At 42.3% G+C, this 22,239-nt stretch carries 21 protein-coding genes; 17 read left to right on the forward strand and 4 right to left on the reverse strand.

What is annotated here, in order from left to right:
• A partial coding sequence (locus tag GGQ60_RS12170) for an MBG domain-containing protein (protein ID WP_183764278.1) occupies positions 1-1,745 on the forward strand: 1,745 nt, incomplete at its 5' end.
• Positions 1,746-1,759: 14 nt separating this feature from the next.
• On the forward strand, positions 1,760-2,620 hold the full coding sequence (locus tag GGQ60_RS12175; protein ID WP_183764281.1) for a PorP/SprF family type IX secretion system membrane protein: 861 nt from the start codon (positions 1,760-1,762) through the stop codon (positions 2,618-2,620).
• 33 nt (positions 2,621-2,653) lie between these two features.
• On the opposite strand, the gene GGQ60_RS12180 is transcribed toward GGQ60_RS12175, so the two are convergent.
• Positions 2,654-2,830: a hypothetical protein gene (locus tag GGQ60_RS12180; protein ID WP_183764284.1), complete on the reverse strand. Its 177-nt coding sequence runs from the start codon at positions 2,828-2,830 to the stop codon at positions 2,654-2,656.
• Between the two features lie 108 nt (positions 2,831-2,938).
• Between GGQ60_RS12180 and GGQ60_RS12185 the strand changes: the two genes are divergently transcribed.
• From GGQ60_RS12185 to GGQ60_RS12230, 10 genes are all read left to right on the forward strand, one after another.
• The gene (locus tag GGQ60_RS12185) at positions 2,939-3,715 is read left to right on the forward strand and encodes a LuxR C-terminal-related transcriptional regulator (RefSeq protein ID WP_183764287.1); all 777 of its coding nucleotides are present in this window, start codon (positions 2,939-2,941) and stop codon (positions 3,713-3,715) included.
• A gap of 83 nt (positions 3,716-3,798) precedes the next feature.
• Positions 3,799-4,737 (forward strand): hypothetical protein, encoded by a 939-nt coding sequence (locus tag GGQ60_RS12190; protein WP_183764289.1) that lies wholly within the window; start codon positions 3,799-3,801, stop codon positions 4,735-4,737.
• A 239-nt stretch (positions 4,738-4,976) separates the two neighbouring features.
• On the forward strand, positions 4,977-5,834 hold the full coding sequence (locus tag GGQ60_RS12195) for a chromate resistance protein ChrB domain-containing protein (RefSeq protein ID WP_183764292.1): 858 nt from the start codon (positions 4,977-4,979) through the stop codon (positions 5,832-5,834).
• Between the two features lie 47 nt (positions 5,835-5,881).
• A complete protein-coding gene (locus GGQ60_RS12200; protein WP_183764295.1) occupies positions 5,882-6,394 on the forward strand; it encodes a hypothetical protein in 513 nt (170 codons plus the stop codon).
• A gap of 1 nt (position 6,395) precedes the next feature.
• Positions 6,396-7,565 (forward strand): chromate transporter, encoded by a 1,170-nt coding sequence (locus tag GGQ60_RS12205; protein ID WP_229685011.1) that lies wholly within the window; start codon positions 6,396-6,398, stop codon positions 7,563-7,565.
• A gap of 217 nt (positions 7,566-7,782) precedes the next feature.
• Complete coding sequence (gene fdhD / locus GGQ60_RS12210) at positions 7,783-8,661, forward strand: formate dehydrogenase accessory sulfurtransferase FdhD (protein ID WP_183764300.1); 879 nt, start codon at positions 7,783-7,785, stop codon at positions 8,659-8,661.
• Positions 8,651-9,001 (forward strand): DUF7009 family protein, encoded by a 351-nt coding sequence (locus GGQ60_RS12215; RefSeq protein ID WP_183764303.1) that lies wholly within the window; start codon positions 8,651-8,653, stop codon positions 8,999-9,001. Before fdhD ends, GGQ60_RS12215 begins: the two co-directional genes overlap by 11 nt.
• Positions 9,002-9,004: 3 nt before the next feature.
• On the forward strand, positions 9,005-11,341 hold the full coding sequence (locus GGQ60_RS12220; protein ID WP_183764306.1) for an FdhF/YdeP family oxidoreductase: 2,337 nt from the start codon (positions 9,005-9,007) through the stop codon (positions 11,339-11,341).
• Positions 11,342-11,411: 70 nt separating this feature from the next.
• Positions 11,412-12,326 carry a bestrophin family protein gene (locus GGQ60_RS12225; protein ID WP_183764308.1) on the forward strand — a complete coding sequence of 305 codons (915 nt, stop codon included), beginning with the start codon at positions 11,412-11,414 and terminating at the stop codon, positions 12,324-12,326.
• A gap of 112 nt (positions 12,327-12,438) precedes the next feature.
• Complete coding sequence (locus tag GGQ60_RS12230) at positions 12,439-14,073, forward strand: ABC-F family ATP-binding cassette domain-containing protein (RefSeq protein ID WP_183764311.1); 1,635 nt, start codon at positions 12,439-12,441, stop codon at positions 14,071-14,073.
• A gap of 100 nt (positions 14,074-14,173) precedes the next feature.
• On the opposite strand, the gene GGQ60_RS12235 is transcribed toward GGQ60_RS12230, so the two are convergent.
• A complete protein-coding gene (locus tag GGQ60_RS12235) occupies positions 14,174-14,770 on the reverse strand; it encodes a GIN domain-containing protein (RefSeq protein WP_183764314.1) in 597 nt (198 codons plus the stop codon).
• A gap of 381 nt (positions 14,771-15,151) precedes the next feature.
• Here GGQ60_RS12235 and GGQ60_RS12240 point away from each other — a divergent pair, with 381 nt between their 5' ends.
• Positions 15,152-16,192: an adenylate/guanylate cyclase domain-containing protein gene (locus GGQ60_RS12240; protein ID WP_221235936.1), complete on the forward strand. Its 1,041-nt coding sequence runs from the start codon at positions 15,152-15,154 to the stop codon at positions 16,190-16,192.
• 94 nt (positions 16,193-16,286) lie between these two features.
• On the opposite strand, the gene GGQ60_RS12245 is transcribed toward GGQ60_RS12240, so the two are convergent.
• Complete coding sequence (locus GGQ60_RS12245; RefSeq protein ID WP_183764317.1) at positions 16,287-16,880, reverse strand: GIN domain-containing protein; 594 nt, start codon at positions 16,878-16,880, stop codon at positions 16,287-16,289.
• Positions 16,881-17,225: 345 nt separating this feature from the next.
• On the opposite strand from GGQ60_RS12245, the gene GGQ60_RS12250 reads away from it, so the two are divergent.
• Positions 17,226-18,116: a sugar phosphate isomerase/epimerase family protein gene (locus tag GGQ60_RS12250; RefSeq protein WP_183764320.1), complete on the forward strand. Its 891-nt coding sequence runs from the start codon at positions 17,226-17,228 to the stop codon at positions 18,114-18,116.
• A gap of 35 nt (positions 18,117-18,151) precedes the next feature.
• Here the strand turns inward: GGQ60_RS12250 and GGQ60_RS12255 are convergent, their stop codons facing one another.
• On the reverse strand, positions 18,152-18,757 hold the full coding sequence (locus GGQ60_RS12255; RefSeq protein ID WP_183764323.1) for a hypothetical protein: 606 nt from the start codon (positions 18,755-18,757) through the stop codon (positions 18,152-18,154).
• A 352-nt stretch (positions 18,758-19,109) separates the two neighbouring features.
• Here GGQ60_RS12255 and GGQ60_RS12260 point away from each other — a divergent pair, with 352 nt between their 5' ends.
• The 3 genes from GGQ60_RS12260 to GGQ60_RS12270 all read left to right on the forward strand — a co-directional run bounded on the left by GGQ60_RS12260 (position 19,110) and on the right by GGQ60_RS12270 (position 22,207).
• On the forward strand, positions 19,110-20,117 hold the full coding sequence (locus GGQ60_RS12260) for an LLM class flavin-dependent oxidoreductase (RefSeq protein ID WP_183764326.1): 1,008 nt from the start codon (positions 19,110-19,112) through the stop codon (positions 20,115-20,117).
• Positions 20,118-20,632: 515 nt separating this feature from the next.
• Positions 20,633-21,196 carry an RNA polymerase sigma factor gene (locus GGQ60_RS12265; protein WP_183764329.1) on the forward strand — a complete coding sequence of 188 codons (564 nt, stop codon included), beginning with the start codon at positions 20,633-20,635 and terminating at the stop codon, positions 21,194-21,196.
• A gap of 63 nt (positions 21,197-21,259) precedes the next feature.
• The gene (locus GGQ60_RS12270) at positions 21,260-22,207 is read left to right on the forward strand and encodes a FecR family protein (RefSeq protein WP_183764331.1); all 948 of its coding nucleotides are present in this window, start codon (positions 21,260-21,262) and stop codon (positions 22,205-22,207) included.
• Positions 22,208-22,239 lie beyond the last annotated feature (32 nt).

Consider the following 22,239-nt stretch of genomic DNA (forward strand, 5'->3'; position numbering starts at 1 on the left):
ATCCGATCAACCAGGGTACGTTAGCGCTGAATGCGAACTATACCTTAACTTATGTGGGTGCAGATTTAACCATCGATAAGAAAACAGTAACCGTAACGGCGGCAGCGAAAAGCAAAACCTATGGCGATGCTGATCCGGTGCTGACTTATACATTTGCCCCGGCACTGGTAACGGGTGATAGTTTCACCGGTGCATTGACCAGAGCCGTTGGCGAAAACGTAGGTACTTATCCGATCAACCAGGGTACGTTAGCGCTGAATGCGAACTATACCTTAACTTATGTGGGTGCAGATTTAACCATCGATAAGAAAACAGTAACCGTAACCGCGGCAGTGAAAAGCAAAACTTACGGCGATGCTGATCCGGCGCTGACTTATACTTTTGCCCCGGCACTGGTAGCTGGTGATAGTTTCACCGGTGCATTGACCAGAGCCGTTGGCGAAAACGTAGGTACTTATCCGATCAACCAGGGTACGCTGGCTTTAAACAGCAACTATACCATAACTTATGTGGGTGCAGATTTAACCATTGGCAAGAAAACGGTAACCGTAACCGCAGCAGCGAAAAGTAAAACTTATGGCGATGCTGATCCGGCGCTGACTTATACATTTGCCCCGGCATTGGTAACGGGTGATAGTTTCACCGGTGCATTGACCAGAACCGTTGGCGAAAACGTAGGTACTTATCCGATCAACCAGGGTACGCTGGCTTTAAACAGCAACTATACCTTAACTTATGTGGCTGCAGATTTAACCATTGGCAAGAAAACGGTAACCGTAACGGCGGCAGCAAAAAGCAAAACCTATGGCGATGCTGATCCTGCGCTGACTTATACATTTGCCCCGGCATTGGTAACGGGTGATAGCTTCACCGGCTCACTAACTAGAGCCGCCGGAGAGAATGCAGGTACTTATGCAATTAATCAAGGTACGGTAAGCGCAGGGACAAATTACAACATAACCTACGTTGGCGCTAATTTAACCATCAACAAAGCATTGCTTACTGTTACGGCAAGCAACGCCGTAATGTGCCAGTCTGACGGCTTCCCAACATTTGCGGTAACATACAGCGGCTTTAAAGCCGGCGATACGGAGAACGCACTCAGTACGAAACCTTCGGTAAGTACGACTGCAAACAGAAATGTTGCGGGTACTTATGCACTGGTTCCGGCAGGTGGCGTATCAAACAACTACAGTTTTGTGTATGTAAACGGAACCTTAACGATCAATTCGCTTCCAGCGGTAAGTATCGTAAGCAACAAAGGTACAGACATCAGTAAAGGTGAAACCGCGGCCTTAACGGCAAGTGGCGGTACAGGTTATAGCTGGTCAACAGCCGGTGGAATCATCAGCGGACAGAACACGGCAACGCTTACCGTTCGTCCTGCACAAACCACTACTTATACGGTCCGGGTAACCAATGCAAGCGGATGCAGCAGTATTGGATCGGTTACGATTAATGTAGCAGAGGATTATAAACTTGTTGCAACAAACATTTTAACGCCAAATGGTGATGGGGTAAATGATACCTGGATCGTACAGAACATTGATATGTACCCTGTTAACGAAGTGAGGATATTTGACCGTAACGGTAGAGAGATGTACAATAAGAAAGGATATGATAATAGCTGGAACGGTACCATTGGCGGAAACGAACTCGCTGAGGGAACTTACTACTACATCATCACTTATGGGCCGGACAAACTGGTTCAAAAAGGATTTATCACCATTATCAGAAACCGTTAACAAAAATTAAAAGGATGAAAACAAAAATATTGATGCTGCTGGCACTTATCGGGGTTTCGAAAGTACAGGCACAAACGAGTCCATTGTTAAACCAATACTTCAACAATACTTATCTTGCTAATCCGGCCCTGGCCGGGGTGGCAGGGGGGGCAGATGTAAACCTTGCTTTTCGCTCGCAGTGGAATAATGTTCCCGGGGCACCCGTTGTGCAGAACCTCACAGCGGTTTACGGATGGGAAAGGGTAGGTGTTGGCCTGAACATGAACCTTGATAAAGCTGGACTGCAAAGGCAGACCCGTGTCCTTGCCAGTTATGCCTATCACCTTCCGCTTAGCGAAACGGCCAAACTGCACTTTGGTTTATCGGCGGGTTTTATGAACCAAAGGATAGACATGCAGGATCTAATCGGCAATCCGAACGATGCTCAGGTGGGTGCATATAACACTGATCATAAAACTTATTTCGATGGCGATTTTGGGGTTGCACTGACTACGAAAGGTTTTAATGCTGATTTTGCATTGGTCAACCTGAAAAATTATTTTAAAAGGGATAATTTCAAACTGGTAAATACACCTATGGTTTATGCTGCCGCAGGTTATAAGATTCCGTTTGGCGACAACGTTTTTCAACCCAAAGTAGCCTACCGTTCTTTCTCGGAAATAGCTGATGTTGTTGACATGGGCGGACAGTTAAGTATAGCCAATCAGCAGGTATTGCTAACCGCTATGTACCATACCAGTAAGGCGGCAAGCTTTGGTGTTGGACTGCATTACAAAAGGAAGTATGCCATTAATACCTCCTACACCACGCAAACCGGTGCCCTGAGCGGCTATACGGCGGGAAGTTTCGAGATTAATCTTGGTATTAACTGGTAAAAGCGTATGCTCATCACACTGTTTTGCAGGCAGTCAATCCGGGCTGCCTGCAAGATAGCTATTCAAAAAAATTACCATCATCCTTAATGATTGCAGTAGAAGTTTATCATCCTGGTAATTCAGGCCATCTTCTAACTGAAGGGTTCTTCCTATTTCAGACCGTTTAGTTCCATAATATGGGATAAAGTCGAGGTTTCCTGGTTTTTTCAATAACCGGGTTTCTTAACCAAGTTTTAATGACAGGACAAATTCACCTATAGGAATAAAATAATTTTATGGTTATATTTATTAATGTAATCGATTTAACGTTTTCATTATATGTCTAACCAAAATGCTTCGCTGTACCAATCTGCTAAAAAGATCTGGCGCACTGTTGTTAAAGAAGACCCTGGCAGGCCACACGAGCTTGAGCTACAATTTGAACTGCATAAACGTCTTCTGCATCTTTTTCAGCCTGGTACTTACTATTACTATGTATTTAATATTTTCAAAGCCGAACTCGAGTTCGTTAGTCCCGGTATCATCACTGTGCTGGGCTACACACCGGAAGAAATGAATATCCTTCGGTTGCTCGACATCCTGCACCCGCAGGATAAGCCCTATTTTCTCGAGTTCGAAAGGCGCATTACGGAGTTTTTTTCCAAACTTCCGTTCGAAAAAATCCCTAAATACAAGATGCAGTACGACCTCCGTATGAAAGCAAAGGATGGCCGTTACATTAGGCTCCTTCACCAGGCCGTGCAAATCGACTATGACGAAAAGAATTATTACCGTACGTTAGATATAGATACTGATATTACGCATATAAAACCTGAGGGTACGCCCTGCTTTTCGATTATTGGATTGGATGGCGAACCTTCCTATTTTAACATTAATACCGGGGTTGATCTTAGCCCATCGGCAGATCCTTTCACCCCAAAGGAACGCGAGGTACTGAAACTGGTGATATCATGTTGTAGCAGCAAGGAAATTGCAGAGGCTTTGTTCATCAGTCTGCATACCGTTAATGCACACAGAAAAAACATCCTTCGCAAAGCGCAGGCCCGTACACCACAGGAACTGATCAGGAAAGCTTTCGAGGCAGGCTGGGTATGAGTACATAAATAGCTAGTGCTAGCTATTGTTACTGTTTTGACAAATTCTGAAGTTTATAAGATCAAACCAATCAAGTTATTGTCATGAAAAAAAATTGCTTCTTTTTATTGTTACTTTTAAGTTTTGGCGGGGTTTTGGCCCAAAACAGAGGCTACAACAAGACTGAATGGAGTGTGGCTAAACCAGCACCTTGTTTTCCCAATCTTTATGTATCATACAAATCTATTGGTTACGAACCTTCGGTAAGCTCGTATGGATATAATTGGCGCATTGAAAATCGTTCAGATAAACGCGTTACCTTTACTTTTGGCCCATGGATCGTTGCTGCTGACGGGAAGACAAAGGAAAAGATGAGCGGTGGGCTGTTTGTACTCGATCCCGGACAATTGTATACCCATACGCCCGGATATAACAAAGTAGTACCACAGGGAAGTGCTATGGAATTCTTTATAACGGCCTATAGTGATGTAAAAGGAGGGCCTTCTTATAACTGTGTAAACGGAACAAAATACTGTGTATCGAACTGTATTGGCACTGGTTCAGCACCCAGGACTGGCCCTAATTCAGCTTCAAGGCTGGAATCCGGTACGTCTGTTGCAGCGGCCGGTGGGCAAGTTTCAGGATCTGGTACTGCCCAGAGAGCCGGGACACCTGCGGTTAAACCGAATACTGCCGAAATTACCCTTCAGGCCACGCGAGGTACCTACAGTGTCAGGGCTTTAATAGATAATGTACAATGCCCTGGCAGTATTCGTGTCGGACTGGATCCTGATGCCAGTGACGGAAAAAAATTAACAATCTATGCCATGCCTAAGGCTGAAAGTGGTACCTTTACCTCTGATGATGCAGGCGGATCCTGCGCTCTTCATGCTATCTTGTATTGGTTCGAGAATGGAAAATACCGTTATACCTCGCCTAACCTGACCCTGACCAAAACCGGCCTCAATAGCTTTACCTTTACAGGGTCATTGGCAAACGGGGAAAGGATCAGCGGATCTGGAAATTATACGCTGGCACAGTAACTTCCCATATTTTCACTTTATTATGGTCAATGGCTTCTTTTTTACTGACTTTTTGAAACTGTTTGTAAAGTAATTTCTTATACTTTTAATTCTGCTTCAATGCTATCAAATAATTTGTTTTCCTGCGGTTAACCAGGCACCTGTATGGAGGTACTTTTTTTACCGGGCAATAAAAATTGATTCATACCGGGAAAACAAATTTGATTGCTAATTTTACCCGCAATAACAGTTGAACCCAGATGAAATGGATTACCCGCGAACGCCCAAAAATTGACCGGATTGCCTGTCCGTGGCTGATTTTGCGTTTTATTGATCCCGATGCCGAAATTATCTACGTGCCTTACGCTGAGGTGCTGGAAAAAGCCGCTGAGCTTAATGCCACACCATTTGATCTGCCCGGGGTAGAGTACTCTCATTACGATGACCGTTGCACCTTTGATTATTTCATCAAAAAACATGGCCTTAAAGATGAAGCCTTGGACAGGATAGCCGCTATTGTTCGTGGGGCGGATACTGACCGCCACGACTTTGCTCCGCAGGCAGCAGGGCTTGAAGCGATATTTTCCGGGCTTTCCCACCAGCTATTGGACGACCAGGAATTGCTGAGTTTTGGTTTAACTATCTATGATGGACTTTATATATGGGCACAAAAGTTATATCATTTAAAACATAGCCAGGCAGGGCCGGTGGAGCAATTGTTGTTACAGGTATACCAGCAATACCTCAAAACTGAGAAAGGTAAGAAAGCACCCGTTTGGGCAAAAGCCCTTAAAGATATGATCCAGGATCAGCTGGATACCAACATGACACTAAGTTTGCAACAGGCCTCAGAGGAACTGGAAATTAACCCAACCTATTTATCGAGGGAATTCTCCAAATATTTTGATAACATGTCTTTTGGTGAATACATGCGAAAGCTCCGGATAGACAGGGCCATTGAACTGATGAAAGATGATAACTATTCATTAACCGATATCGCTTACCTTACCGGCTTTTCAGATCAGAGCCATTTTAACCGGACGTTCAAAAAACAGACGGGACATAACCCGCTGAGCTATCGAAAAAATATCCTGCCAGGTAAAAAAGATACAAATTAGTCAAGTACGTTCTATTTTATGGAGGCAATAGGGCTTAACCTTGCCTTATGAATTTATTTAGAACGCTAATCATTTTTTTTACCTCCATGCCGGCGGTAATTTTTGCGCAAAATGCTGCACCTGCAACAACCTATCCAAAGATTACCGGCTATGTCGGCATCCTGCACCCTATAGCCACTTTCAGCCGTACCGGTACAGATATGAACTTTGATCACCATTATGTAGTGGGTATGCCAACCGGTATAAATATCTGGAAAAGTGCAAAAATTGGCTTTTCAGCAGAATTTGTTCCTACTGTCAGGGTAGAAAACGGGATCAGTAAAATGTCGAACTTTACGTTCCATCCGGGAGTATTGGTGGCTTTGGGTAAAGGCTGGACTTTTGCGGGCCGCGCCGCTTTTGAAACTTCGGGCAGATATGGTTTAACCCCCGTGCTGAATAAAACGGTCATCAAAGGCAAATCAGCCAGTATGTTTGCAGCTTTGCCTTTACCGGTAAGGTTTGGTAACGACCGTCCGGCTACGTTTACTGTTGGTTTTCAGTTTGGTATAGCGTTCTGACATGATGGGAAGCCAGAAATATACCTTAAAAGAAATTGCCCTCTATTTTCTGAAATTGGGAACCTGGGGATTTGGCGGTCCGGTAGCGCTGGTGGGTTACATGCACCGCGATTTGGTTGAACAAAAACAATGGCTTACCGAAGAAGAGTATAAAGAAGGATTGGCATTGGCACAGCTGGCACCTGGCCCCTTGGCAGCACAATTGGGAATCTACATTGGATTCGTCCATTACGGGCTACTTGGGGCAACACTTACGGGCCTGGCATTTGTGCTCCCGTCTTTTATTATGGTGGTGATATTGGGTATGATTTATCAAGTCTACGGCGGAATGAGCTGGATGCGTGATGTGTTTTATGGGGTGGGGGCAGCAGTTATCGGTATCATAGCGATCAGTGCCTATAAATTAACCATCAAATCGGTTGGTAAATTAAACCTCCAATCGCTAAAAGTCAACTGGCTTTTGTGGATATTTTATGTTATGGCCATTGCGGTTACCGTAATCACCCAACAGGAACAGATTTTGATTTTTATCGGGTGCGGACTTATTTACATGCTGGTTAAATCGCCTCCCAGGTGGATTAAAGCGCCTGGTATAAGCCCTTTGTTTTTATTTGCGGAAACCGGTTTTTGGGATTACTCAAAAACAACACTTGTGCAGATTGGTCTTTTCTTTTTAAAAGCCGGCACATTTGTATTTGGCAGTGGGTTGGCTATTGTTCCGTTCTTGCATGCCGGGGTTGTTAACGATTATCATTGGTTAACAGAAAATGAGTTTGTAGATGCCGTTGCGGTGGCCATGATCACCCCGGGGCCGGTAGTGATTACGGTTGGCTTTATCGGTTACCTGGTTAATGGTTTTTTAGGGGCATCTGTAGCTGCATTGGCAACATTTACGCCTTGTTTTCTTTTCACGGTAGTGCTTGCCCCATTTTTTAAAAAGATAGCGAAGAATGCAAGTATTAAAGCCTTTGTTGATGGGATTACGGCTGCGGTTATCGGTGCGCTGGTTGGATCGGTTATCGTGATTGCAGGCAAATCGATCATAGACATCCCCACCGCAGTTATTGCCTTAGCCAGTGGTTGCTCCCTTATTTACATCAGGAAACTACAGGAACCGCAACTGATTGCTGTGGCTGCTGTTTTAGGAGTGGTGATTAAAATGTTGATTTAAGTTTCAGTTTTATCATGATGAAATAGCTCCTTTTTATTTCTGGCAGGCTTTCTTTATTCAAGCAGTCGCAGCTTTGTAGCCTTGCCAATCAGCATAGCTCTGTTTTTTATCTCCCTGCTCCAAACGATAAAGTTTGGCGGTAACTTTGAATTAATCTATTTTATTTGCTCAAAATAAGTATATTTAGTCTTAATTTCTGATCTTACCAATCATCGTTATGAAGGATATTCCATGGGTTTCGATTAAGCGTCTGCCGGTTAATAAAGTTTCTGGTTTTATCGCTTCGCCTTCATCCGACCTGCTGTCGGTAGAAGAGCCGCTCGAAATTAGAATCGTGTATGGACCTGAAGGGATCCGCACAGAAAAGAATATTTCCATCACCATGCGCACACCTGGAAACGACCTGGAACTTGCTCTTGGTTTTTTGTTTACAGAAGGCATAATTTCTTCACATGCAGCGGTTAAAGCAATTGCCCACGTACCTATAACCTGCGAACTGCAAAAAGAAAATGTTGTTCGTGTAGAATTGACAGAAGGCTTTATGCCCAATCTTTCACAGTCTGACAGAAATTTTTATACCACCTCGAGCTGCGGGGTTTGCGGCAAAGGCTCCATACAATCCATCAGAACAGTTAGTGCCTACACAAATTTGGCCCGTCAACAGCAAATACGTTTATCTGCAGGGGTATTTTATAGTTTACCAGAGCAATTAAGACTGGCCCAAAGCAATTTTGAGGCAACCGGCGGAATCCATGCTTCGGCGCTCTTTACACTGGAAGGAGAATTGGTATTACTCTGTGAAGACGTTGGGCGGCACAATGCATTAGACAAGTTAATCGGTACTGCCCTGGGTAAAAATATGCTTCCCTTAAGTGCCTATATTTTGCTTTTGAGCGGAAGAGCCAGTTTCGAACTCATTCAGAAAGCGGCCATGGCCGGCATTTCGATCGTTGCTGCAATAGGTGCTCCATCTACCCTTGCTGTTGAACTGGCCAATGAATTTGGCATCACACTGCTGGGTTTTCTTAAAAAAGACAGATTTAATATATATAGCCATCAAGATCAGCTATTAATCCCTGCATTACATGAAAATTAGAATAAAAGGCAATTCATTACGATATAGACTGACTAAATCCGAAGTCGAAAAATTAGGTGCAGATGGCTTTCTCTCCGAAAGCTCGCATTTTCTGAGCAATACGTTGGAGTACGCCATAACAACCACGGCCGACAGTAACCTCCGTGCCGATTTTATGGATAACCGTATGGTGTTGTACATGCCCGAGAAAATGGTACAGGAACTGGTTCATACAGATCGGGTAGGATTTAGCGGACTTGCCGGGTCTGTCAGTTTATTGGTAGAAAAAGACTTTACCTGTTTGGATAATGTAGAAGAGGATCAAAGCGACAATTACCCTAATCCCCTTTTAAATAGTTAAGGTATGGAGAACGATAAAAAAGAACCTGCTGCAGAAAATCCCTATAAATTGTTGGATCTCAAGCTAACGCCTGTAAAAACCTGGGCAGCAGGTATACCGGCGGTTATGGCCGCTTTCGGAGATCTGATTGAAGAAAAAACACTTTTAAGAGGAACAAAGGCCCTGTTTAAAATGAACCAGGCTGGCGGATTTGACTGCCCGAGCTGTGCCTGGCCGGATCCGGATGATGAACGGTCGCCATTGGGCGAATATTGTGAAAATGGGGCAAAGGCATTGGCAGAAGAGGCTACAACCAAAAGGGTTACTGCCGATTTTTTTAAGGAGAATTCGGTTTATGACCTGGCAAAGCTGGATGATTTTACCATAGGGAAAATGGGAAGGTTAACCGAACCGGTGTACCTGCCACCGGGGGCTAGCCACTATCAACCCATCTCCTGGGACGATGCCTTCTCAAAAATTGCTAGCCATCTGAATGCATTGGAGGTACCGGATGAGGCAGCATTTTATACGTCGGGCAGAACGAGCAATGAAGCATCATTTCTTTACCAGTTATTTGCAAAAGAATATGGTACCAACAATATGCCGGATTGCTCTAATATGTGCCATGAAACGTCAGGTACGGCACTGCGCCCTACAATCGGTATCGGAAAGGGAACGGTAAAGCTCGAAGATTTCTACGATACGGATGTGGTCGTGATTGTTGGCCAGAACCCGGGTACCAATGCACCCCGGATGATGAGTGCCCTCGAAAAATGTAAAAAGAACGGAGGAAAAATCATTGCGATAAATCCCTTACCCGAAGCGGGTTTAATGGGCTTCCGTAATCCACAGGAGGTAAGCGGGGTGCTGGGCAATGGCGGAAAACTGGCAGATCTTTACCTGCCTGTAAAAATAAATGGCGATATGGCCCTTTTAAAGGCGATTGAATTGATTTTGCTCGAATTTGAGCGGAAATCTCCCGGAGCAGTATTCGATCATGATTTTATAGCCGAAAAAACAGTTGGATATGATGCCTTTATCGGGCAGTTCGAAAGCTATAACTTAGAACACCTTGCCAAAGAATCAGGGGTTTCTGCAGCATTGATTTACAATGCTGCTCAAATGCTGGCCTTCAAAAAAAGAATCATTATTTGCTGGGGGATGGGAATTACCCAACAGCCCAATGGGGTAGATATGATTAAGGAAATGCTCAATATCCTCTTGTTAAAAGGCAGTATCGGTAAACCTGGTGCAGGTGTTTGCCCTGTTCGCGGGCATAGTAATGTGCAGGGAAACAGGACCATGATGATTGATGAAAAGCCTACAGATGCCCAACTGGACCGCTTGAGGGATTTTTATGGCTTTAATCCCCCACGTAAACATGGTTACGATGTGGTAAGGGCGATCAAAGCCATGCACGAAGGGAAAGTAAAAGTCTTATTCTGCATGGGAGGGAACTTTCTGTCGGCAACGCCAGATACAACCTATACTGCCAATGCATTAAGAAAACTTAATTTAACCGTTTCTGTATCTACAAAACTGAACCGTAGCCACCTGGTTCATGGGAAAGAATCTATTATCCTGCCCACACTATCACGCAGCGATATCGATATGGTAAACGGTGTGCATCAGTTTATTACCACAGAAAACTCGATGGGGGTAGTACAATCTTCAAAAGGCATGCTGAAACCGGTATCAGATAAACTCATTAATGAAACGCAGATTGTATGCCGCATGGCCATGGCCACTTTGGGCGATAAATCAGTTGTCGATTGGAAACGGTATGCCAACAATTATGACGCGGTAAGAGACGATATTGAAAAATGTATTCCCGGTTTTGAAAACTACAATGAAAGGGTTAGACGCAAGGAAGGCTTTTACCTGCCCAACCTGGCAAGGGATGGAAAATTTATTACAAAGGATTTTGGAGACAAAGCACCATTTACATTAACCGGTTTGCCTGAAAACAATCTTGATGACGGGGAATATATGATGGCCACTACCCGTACCCACGATCAGTTCAATACCACCATTTATGGGCTTGACGACAGGTACCGGGGGATAAAGAACGAACGCAGGGTCGTGTTTATGAATCAAAACGACATTGACCGCGCAGGGTTCAAGGCCGGAGATAAGGTAGATTTATTCAACTATGATGATGGTGTAGAGCGGATAGCTCCGCTGTTTATTATCGTTCCCTATCAAATTCCCGAAAAAAATACGGTTACGTATTTTCCGGAAACCAATGTCCTGGTTGGTATCAATAATGTAGTGAAAGAAAGCAATATGCCGGCATCGAAATATGTAAAGATCAGGATTAAAAAACATGATCCCCGGATTTATGAAAGAATTAAAAAATAGGGCAGACAATTAAGCTGTAAACAGACAGAAACAACTTTGTTTTGCAGGATGCTTAAAGCCAAAATGCGGTATGATAATTAGAAATAAGGAAAACTGGTTCAAAATGCTGTTTGTTTGGCATGGTTCTGTTCTTCCAAAACTCCTCCCCAGACTCTCGTTACTGTTTGTTTTGTCGATCGGGGTGGTATTCTTTAGCGGTAAAATCTTTTCTTTCAAAATCCCTTTAAATCCAACCCCGCTAACCTTATTTGGTTTTGTGCTCGCGCTGTTCCTGGGTTTCCGTAACAATGTCAGTTATGACCGGTTTTGGGAAGCGCGGAAACTCTGGGGAGCCTTATTGAATTGCTCACGTTCATTGGCGCGGCAGGTACTTACGCTTCCAGAGCCCCCGGACAGGTTACATGCAGTGCACTTTATTAATCTTCTGGTCTCTTTTACTTATGCGTTGAAACACCAGCTTAGGGATACAGACCCGCAACAGGACCTTAAAAAACGGCTCAGTGAGGCAGATTATAGTTTAATTATTTCTGCAAAGTTCAAACCTGTTATGATAATGAAACTCATGGGAGAGTGGGTAGCTGCTGCGCACCAGGCAGGTCGCATTGATACGATACAGCAGATGAGGTTGGATGAAAACCTGGATAAACTGGCAGAGATTGTAGGCGGATGTGAACGGATTATTTCAACCCCCATTCCATATAGTTACCGGGTGCTGTTGCACCGTACGGTATACCTGTACTGTTTTTTATTACCTTTCGGGCTGGTGGATAGCCTCAAATGGCTTACGCCCTTTATTGTGGTTTTTATTGCCTATACCTTTGTGGCCTTTGAAGCCATTGCAGATGAGATTGAGCAGCCTTTCGGCACTGCATCAAACGACCTCGCCCTGAATGCCATGTGCCAGACCATCGAAACCACTTTGATGGAATTGAGTGGTGAAAAAATTGGTGAAGACCCCGGCCCCAAAAATGATATTATCGACTAATCACTATTCACACCTGAGTTTAATCTTTCCAGCTTCAATCTTAGTCTTTAAAATTCTCGCGATAATTTACACGCTTTCCTTTATCTTTGCCGCGAATTTAATATTCTTAATTGTGATTAATGTAAATAATATTTCCGTTTCATTTGGCGGAACCACCCTTTTTAGCGACGTAACCTTTTCGATAAACGAGAACGATAAAATCGCTTTAATGGGTAAAAATGGTGCAGGCAAGTCGACTATTCTAAAAATTATTGCCGATGTAATTAAACCTACTTCCGGAAACGTAACAGGTCCGAAAGAGGCAGTGATTGCCTATTTGCCTCAACATTTGCTCACTCATGACCAGGTTACGGTTTTTGAGGAAACCATGAAGGCTTTTGCAGAAGTAAACCAGATGCAAAAAGAACTTGACGAGCTGAATGAACAACTTACCATCCGTACCGATTACGAAAGCGACGACTACATGAAGCTGATCGAGCGGGTGTCGGAATTAAGTGAGAAATTTTATTCCATTGAAGAAACCAATTATGAAGCAGAAGTAGAGAAAGTACTAAAAGGTTTGGGTTTCGAGCGCAAAGACTTTACCCGTCAAACTTCTGAGTTTTCGGGTGGTTGGCGTATGCGTATTGAACTGGCCAAGATTTTATTAAAGAAGCCTGATCTCATCTTGTTGGATGAGCCTACCAACCACATGGATATCGAAAGTATTCAATGGCTGGAAGATTTCCTGATCAATTCGGCAAAGGCGGTGATGGTGATCTCTCACGACCGTACTTTTGTAGATAATATCACCAACCGCACCATCGAGGTAACCATGGGCAGGATATACGATTACAAGGCCAAATACACCCATTACCTCCAACTGCGTGCCGACCGTCGTCTTCACCAGTTAAAGGCTTATGAGGAGCAACAACGTTTTATTGCCGATAACCAGGAGTTTATAGACCGGTTCAGGGGTACTTATTCGAAAACCTTACAGGTACAATCGCGCGTAAAAATGCTCGAGAAACTGGAAATAATAGAAATCGATGAGGTGGATACATCAGCATTACGGTTAAAGTTTCCACCATCACCACGTTCTGGTCAGTATCCGGTAATTGTAGAAGAACTGACCAAATCCTATGGCAACCATGTTGTGTTCGAAAAAGCATCTATGGTAATTGAGCGTGGAGAAAAAGTGGCTTTTGTAGGTAAAAACGGTGAAGGGAAATCGACCATGATCAAAGCCATTATGAACGAGATTGATTTTGAAGGAAGTTTAAAGGTAGGGCATAATGCCAAGATCGGTTACTTTGCACAAAACCAGGCTGCATTACTTGATGAGAACCTAACGGTATTCGAAACCATTGATCAGATTCCACTAAGCGACGGTACGGTGAAAATTAAAGACCTGTTGGGTGCCTTTATGTTTAGCGGGGATGATACAACCAAAAAGGTTAAGGTACTTTCTGGTGGCGAAAAAACCCGCCTGGCCATGATCAAATTGTTGTTGGAGCCGGTAAATGTATTAATTCTGGATGAGCCGACTAACCATTTGGATATGAAAACCAAAGACATTATCAAAGATGCCCTCAGAGATTTTGACGGTACCCTGATTTTGGTATCGCACGACCGGGATTTCCTGGATGGATTGGTGAAAAAAGTATTCGAATTTGGTAATAAGCGCGTGCGCGAACACTTTGAAGATATAAAAGGATTTTTGGCTTATAAAAAAATGAATAGCCTGAAAGAGATAGAGCAGAATTAAACAGGCTTTGTTTCAGGCCGGATTTGTGTATCCGGGAGATATCGTCATTGCTTTGCCGGCTATAAAAGCCTGCCCGCAATGACGATTTATGTATTATAAGTTAAGGAATAAGTGCGGCAATTTTCTCTTCGTAGCTTTTTGGCTGGCTAACCTTAGTTTGGATGGCGACAAAATGATCGAGGACCAAATTTGACGCAGTACCCATGATCAGTGTGTGCTGATTAGTGTTCCCCTTGAGTTTTAACCTACTGCTATCGAGAATTGAGGTGTATAAGCCTTCGCAATTGGTATCGATGTCGGCAACAGCATTTCCCTTCAGCATGATCTGTAGAAATTTTGTGCTGAGCTTTGCTTCTGTTTTTATTACCGCGTTTTGATCGGCCTCAATACGGTAGATATCGTTTACATAAATAACAAGTTTACACGTTTCCTTATGAGGTGAAGTAATGCATAACACTTCGCCCTGCAGGGTTACTTTTGCGTTGCCAGCGTTATCATCTGCATAAGCTATTCCGGCGGTTGGCCGCTGCACCAACATCACTTCTACATTTCCTTTTATGATGATCTTCCGGAAATTCGGGGTCTTGTAAAGCCGGGTTTCTATTTTTTCTGTTGCCCTTATGCTGGCAGGAAAGGTGGCCGTTAAGGTAATTGCTGCTGATGCAATTGTAATGAGTGTTTTAATGGAGGTTTTCATCTGATGTTTAAATTTTGTTAAGCTTGTGCTGGTGTGCCAATAAGAACTGGCGTACACCAATCGTATCGTTTAGTGGTTAACCAAGCTGATGCCAAAATGAAAAAGTATCTTAATTGTCTATTAATCAGGTGTTTTTGTTTGTTGTTGATGATGATCTGTTCATTTTCGAACAGTTGATGTGCGGCAACGGACAGTATATATCGTTCCGAATCTGGGGAAAAGAGTGTTGGTTTTAATTGGTTGGGCCCGTTAGCCAATCTAACCTGAAAAACAAGGCGATTTTGCCAATTAATTGTTTAAGTAAGGCAGATGCATGATTAAATTCAGTATTTTAGTAAAATTCAGGGTATATTGAATCAGTAGTTTGGAATAAAGATCACGATGCCAGTAAAAATCAACCGGCAAACCCGGCAGAAACTTCAGCAATTAGTTGTTATTATCCTGGCCTGGACCATGACGGGGATCGTAATTGCTGTTTTTGAAGACCTGGTACTGCATACCCGGAATTCTTTAGGGCCGGTACCAGGTTATACATTAATTTCTTCCATCGTACTAAATGCTGTTATCGGCCTTTTTGGAGCACTGTTAGGAGGGAGTTTGCTCGTGTTTTTTGTAAACGTAAAATATAACGATAAGCCCTACGGTTATACCCTTTTAGTTGTGGCCGGATCGTTTTTAGGCATTATTTTAATCGTAAATGAATTACTGAGCCTCTATGAATTAGGCGATTCTAAAAGGTTTTTGAAAAACGGCCTGGTATGGGCCATCGTTGTTTCCATCACGCAATTGCTGCTGCAGATCAACAGCAAGTTCGGACAAGGGATCTTCTGGGATATCATCAGGGGAAAATACAATACACCAAAGGAAGAATCACGGATCTTTATGTTTCTCGACCTAAATTCGTCAACCTCCATTGCCGAAAGTCTGGGAGATAAAAAATACCACGAATTATTAAAAGATATCTTTATCGATATCACCAACCCCATTTTAGAAAACAGGGGCGAAATATACCAGTATGTAGGCGATGAAGTAGTTATTGCCTGGCGCTATGAAGAGGGGCTAAAGAACAATAAATGTATCAATTGTTTTTTCGATATTAAAGCACATTTGTCTTTTCTGAAGGATAAGTACATTGGAAAATATGGTTTACTGCCTTCTTTTAAAGCAGGTATTCATTGCGGAAAGATTATAGCCGGCGAAGTTGGGATTATAAAACGCGATATTACCTACTCCGGGGATGTACTGAATACTACCTCAAGAATCCAGGGTATGTGCAAGGAATTTAACCAGGAGATGCTGGTATCCATAGCGCTGATTAAAGAACTTCAGCTAACAGATCGTTATACTACACACCTGTTAGGTGCCATTAAACTCCGCGGAAAGGAAAAAGAAATGCAACTTGTAGCAGTAAAGCCTGTTTAATATACGGGTACGTAACAAATGGCTATCACCCAGGCTAGTTTATTGCAAAAAAAAAGCGACATCAATGTCGCTTTTTTTTATTCTCTTCGCCGCATTATTTTGCCAGGGCAACGATTTGCAACGCATCAGTATTACCGGTTTCTGTTGTGAGTGCAGCAAACCTGTCCAGGTTTAATTTAGGTGTTCTGCCCATTACCAGCGTGTGTTTTTCAGTAGCGCCGCTCAGTTTTAAATCGGCATTGTTTTCGATTACGGTATATAAACTTTCTGTATCGGAATTGATTTCTGCAACGGCATTTTCTTCTAAAAATAGTTGAAGGTGTTTTAATGTCAATTTGCCCTGTGTTTTTACTACAGCGTGGTCTGATGCTTTAACCCTGTAAATGTTATTAACATAAAGTGTAATTTTGGCTAGCTGATTATCTTCTGAATTGATTTTTAATGCATATCCATCTTGTACTACTTTTACTTTGCCGGTATTGTCGTCATTGTAGCTAATACCTTCTTTCGCACGTTGCACCAAGGTCACTTCTACATTTCCGCTTACAATTACCTGGTTTACGTTTTGAGGTGCAGAAACTTTATTCGGTTTTTTCTCATCGGCCATTGTGCTAGAGGAAAAAAGAGCAGCACTTAAAATGATAGCTGCCAATACTGATTTTGTTAGGGTTTTGATTAAGGTTTTCATAATGCTGTTGTTTATATTTTTTAGTTACTATTTTGTGATTGTTTTGTAAATAAGACGCCTGCACCCCCGAAACGTTTCAGTATAAATGCCGCTATTATACCAACACGGCTAAATTGTCGACGAACTGGATTTAAAAACTGCCCAATAGCCGGCTCATTATGGCATCCCAACATACAAATCTCTGCTTATTCACTTTTGTGTATAAACCAAGTTCTGTTAGTACCCAACCTAATACCCGGATTTTATACTATATTTAAAGAAGAAATGCTCAGGCTATCAGGTAAAAGCTATGCAAGAAACAGCAGGGCGGAATTTTATTTTTTAACCAAATAAAGGAAGAATGATATGAGATATACCAAAACGAATAAATTATTTTTTTTTATCTGCCTAATTTATATTGGTTTATGCGGGTTTATTTCGGATAAAAGGCAATATCCCCGTTTGGGTATTGTTGCTGGTTTAACCCAGGATAGTTTAGCTTATGCTTCAGGTTTTAAAATGATCGGCGAATCAGTTCCGAAGTTGCTATCGCCTACACTCACCGATGAGCAGTTCAGTACCAATTTAAAAAAGATTAAAGCAGCAAAATGTAAAGTGTTAAGCTGCAACCTTTTTTATCCGGCAAGTATAAAAATAGCTGGTCCGGAAGTAGACGAGGCAAAGGTGCTCGCTTATACCGAAACCGTCCTTTCGAGGGCCCGGCAAGCCGGGGTGAGGTTTATTGTTTTGGGCAGCTCAGGTGCGAGAAGCATTCCTGCAGATTATGGTACCGTTAAGGCAAAATCTGACTTTGTTGCATTGGGCAAAAAGCTGGCGCAAATTGCCGGGAAATATCAGGTTACCATTTTGCTGGAAAATCTTGAGCGTACCGAAACGAACTTTATTACCTCATTAAAATCTGCTGCAGAGGTGGTAAGGGAAATTGATCACCCTAATTTCAGGCTGAATGCCGATATATTTCATATGATGCGTGAAGGAGAATCTCCAAATGAAATTGTTGAAGCAGGTGCATTGATTGCATTTTCTGAAGTTGCCGAAAAACAGAACAGATCGTTGCCTGGTGTTATGGGCGACGATTTTAGGCCTTATTTAAGCGCGTTACATAAAATAAATTATAAAGGATTTATTTTTATTGAAGGGAGCATTAAAAATGCCGCTACCGAAATGCCGCTTGCTTTTAAGTTTCTTTCTGCCCAGATTGCCGAAGTGTATGGAACTAAGAAAGCAGATAAATAAGGGTATTTATTTTGAACGCCTAAAAAGGCATGCTGTTATTTCACTAATGATACCAGCGTTTGTTCCTTTGATTTTTCTCTTGCCTTATCAATATTGGGTAAGCGCATTTTGGCAATATTGTTTTCGACGGTTAAAGATGGATTTTCATTTTTTGTAAGTGCAGCGATGTCTCTCACCGTACTTGATAAACATTTTAGCGTGAGCATAAATTGGCGGTCGATGTTCCTGATTTTTTGAAAATCAACTTTTGGACTAAAGTGTTCCATATTTGAAAGCTCGCTTTGTTTAAATTGGGTACTGTCTAAAAGAAGCAGCTTGTCTGTAATTTGGCTTAACACCGTATCTGAAAGATTTAAGCCCCGAATACCGATTACCCGGTTGTTTTTTACATAATAATCTAAGCCGTTAAAACTAATAAGGGTTAATTTCTCCCGGTTGATGATATATGCTGACTTTGGAAGGATGTGGTTTGAATGATTTTTATTGAATGCCTTGCGCTGATCAGCCAGTTGCTCAATCAGAGCATTTCCGTTTAACCTGTCTAATCCTGTTTGCATGCTCTGAGCAAGAAGAGGAGTGGATAAGTAAGATAATGAGCCGGTTAAAAGGAATACAAGAGCGAATGATTTAGCGATTTTCATGCAACAAAGATACATTCCTAATTGTTGTTTTTTAACTTTTTGTATGTTTAATATTACGGTTTTATTTGGTTTTTGTGATTTTCTTGATGATAAAAATCAACTTTTGTTTAACAGTTACTTAATACTGAAAAAATATACCTGTTTACGGGGTTGCACAATACAAAATTATTGAACGGTATTGGCTGGTTTTTAACATGTACATTAAAAACACTTTATGATCTGACCGGCATTTATTTTTTATATAATTTCTATCCTAACCGTTTAGTGTTGGCTGAACGTCATATATCTTTATTTAAACCAGACTTGGTTTTATTACAGATATTTTTGCAGCATAGATTTTATTCTTTTGATTATGGCTGATCACTTATTGAAAAATGTACGTTATTCCGTTCTCGATCTGGCAACCGTTTTAGATGGCTTTACTGCGGCAGATACCTTTAAAACTAGCCTCGAATTAGCTAAACAGTCTGAAAATTTAGGTTATACGCGTTACTGGTTTGCCGAACACCATAATATGGCGGGTGTGGCCAGTTCGGCTACGGCCGTACTTATTGGTTACATTGCCGGTGGCACCCATAGCATTCGTGTAGGTTCAGGAGGCATTATGCTGCCGAACCATGCACCATTAATTGTGGCCGAACAATTTGGTACACTGGCTTCGCTTTATCCCAACCGCATCGATTTGGGCTTGGGCAGGGCACCGGGAACCGACCAGGTAACGGCAATGGCTATCCGTGGCGAAAATTTTAATGCCGTGCATAATTTTCCGAGGGATATTGATAAGCTGCAACAATTTTTTTCTGCTGATAATTACCGGGCAAGTGTAAGGGCCATTCCGGGAGAAGGATTGGATATCCCGATCTGGATATTAGGTTCGAGCACGGATAGCGCACGCTTAGCAGCAGAGAAAGGCCTGCCTTACGCTTTTGCAAGTCACTTTGCACCAACCTATTTTGAGCACGCTATTTCCATCTATAGAAATAACTTTAAACCCTCTGAATTTTTACAGGAACCTTATGTAATGGCTTGTGTAAATGTGGTGGCTGCCGATACCGATGCAGAAGCCGAACGTTTATCAAGTTCGGTAAAACGTATGTTTTTAGGTGTTATAACTGGCAAAAGAGAATTACTGAAACCCGCAGTTGAGGATATGGATGTTTATTGGGACCAATTGGAAAAAGAAGCGGTACAGCAGATGTTATATTATTCTTTTATTGGTAGCCCCAAAACCATTAAAGAAAGTTTAGAAGCTTTTGTTGCCAAACATGGTGTAAACGAGATCATGAGTACTTCGCACATTTACGATCACCAGGCAAAATTGCTTTCAAATAAAATTTTTGCTGGCTTGTTTAAGGATTAACACCAGCTTATCCCGGGACGCTGTCTGTTTATTAAGTGCAGCGTCCTGTTCGTTTTCTATCCTGCATGTTTCCATCATTAACTACCAGGTTCACAGAGAAAAGATCACTGCGGGCACAAAGCTGGTCTGATAAAGTCTGCGGCAGTCTGCTAAAATCTGCGGGCGGCTAATCATTTAATGTTCCCGCAGATATTGTTGATAAGCGCAGAATTTATCCATATTCCATTCTACATTTTCCATCTTACATATTTCCACCGGATTGATCATATTGGATTTACAAATTCTGTAATTAACAATGGGTCAGCAAGACGCTATTCCATCATATAATCCGTAGAGCCTTTCTGAACTCTACAGACAGATCGTGGAGTGTCCGATCCATCTCCCGTTTTCCGTTTTCCCTTTTCTATCTTACCCCTTATATCTTCCATCATCAAACTCCATCACTTACTCTTTAAGATTTATTAATACTAAGGGAATATTGGACTACTAGTTTTGCGGCGATAAAGCAGCATCCCTTGAGCAAAATTTTACTTTCATCTTTACAGTGCGGAAGCCATCAGGCGATGGAAGAGATCTACCGGGTTTATTGGGAAGATATTTTTGATACTGCGCTTAAAAAAACCGGTGACGAAGCCATTGCACAGGATATTACCCAGGAGATTTTCATTTCGCTATGGGAAAATCGTAAAACGATTAATCTGTCCGGAAACCTCGGCGCTTACCTGCACGGAGCGGTAAAATACAAGGTAATCAATCATTTCAGGTCGGGCAGCCTTAAAGAGCAGCACCACGCTGCGCTTACGGTATTAATGGACGAGAAACATGACGCTGCAGCCGATGATAAACTGCTGTTAAAAGAACTTCATTCAGAAGTGGATAGCGCCATTTCACTTTTGCCGGAAAAAATGCAACTGGTATTCTCGATGAGCCGGAAACAAGAGAAATCAATCAAAGAAATCGCTGCTGAGCTGGATGTTTCTGTGCAAACGGTAAAAAATCAAATTTCAGCAGCCTTAAAACTTCTCAAAAAAAGCCTGTCCTATATTCTGCTAATTGCCCTGCTGATGGGCTTAACATAAAGTTAATTTACAGATAACATCTTTGGTTAGTACCCCTCTGCTTTTTAAACGACATGTATTTAAATGACAGAGGAACAGGCAAAGGAACTGCTGCAGAAATACCTGGATCAGCAGGCAAATCCAAAAGAAGAAAAAAAAGTTGAAGAGTGGTATGCCACGCTCCAGGCAAAAGATGTTTTGGTATCAGCCGAGCAAAAAGCTGCAATAGGAGAACAAATGTTGCTTGAGCTTAAGGCGGCAATGTACCAAAACACTAAACACAATAAGGTTCTAAAACTCCGGACTTTTTATAAGATAGCCGCTGCGGTACTGGTGATGGTTACACTTGGGCTAACGGTATGGAAAATGAGCGATCTGGCAAAACCAGCCGGAGATCAGCTTACGGCAATTACCGGAGCAACAGAAAGGAAGCGAATCATCTTGTCAGATGGTTCAGTGGTATTCCTTGGTCCGTCTGCAAAATTGAGCTATCCGAAAGTATTTGCAACAAACAGCCGCCAGGTTGCACTGAGAGAGGGTGAAGCTTTTTTTGATATTGCCCATCAGGAGAACAGGCCTTTCACTGTACATACCACAACTGGTGTTGACATAAAAGTTTTAGGAACTTCTTTTAAGGTTAAATCTTATCGGGCCAGTAAACAGCTCGAGATTGCTGTAGTTACCGGTAAAGTTGCAGTTAGCAATAAAAAAGGCAAACTGGCTACCCTGGTGAGGAACGACTCTTTAACGTATGATAAAAATGAAGGTATTGCAGCCATTCATAGAATAAAAGCACCGGCATTTATCAAATTCGCTTTTGATGGTGCAAGCCTTAACCAGGTCATCGCTAAACTCCAATATGTTTACAGCATTAAGATCCAACTGAACGATAGCGCTTTGGGCAATCTTAAAACCACCGCTTCTTTCAATAGCCGGCAATCGCCTGAAGAGATTTTGGATATTATCTGCAGCCTTCACCACTTAAAATTTAACGGATCAAAAAATCATAAAACATTTAATATACACCGATGAGATGAGGATGTGATATAGAAATTATCTACGGT

The sequence above is a fragment of the Pedobacter zeae genome, assembly GCF_014196715.1.
Lineage (GTDB): Bacteria > Bacteroidota > Bacteroidia > Sphingobacteriales > Sphingobacteriaceae > Pedobacter > Pedobacter zeae.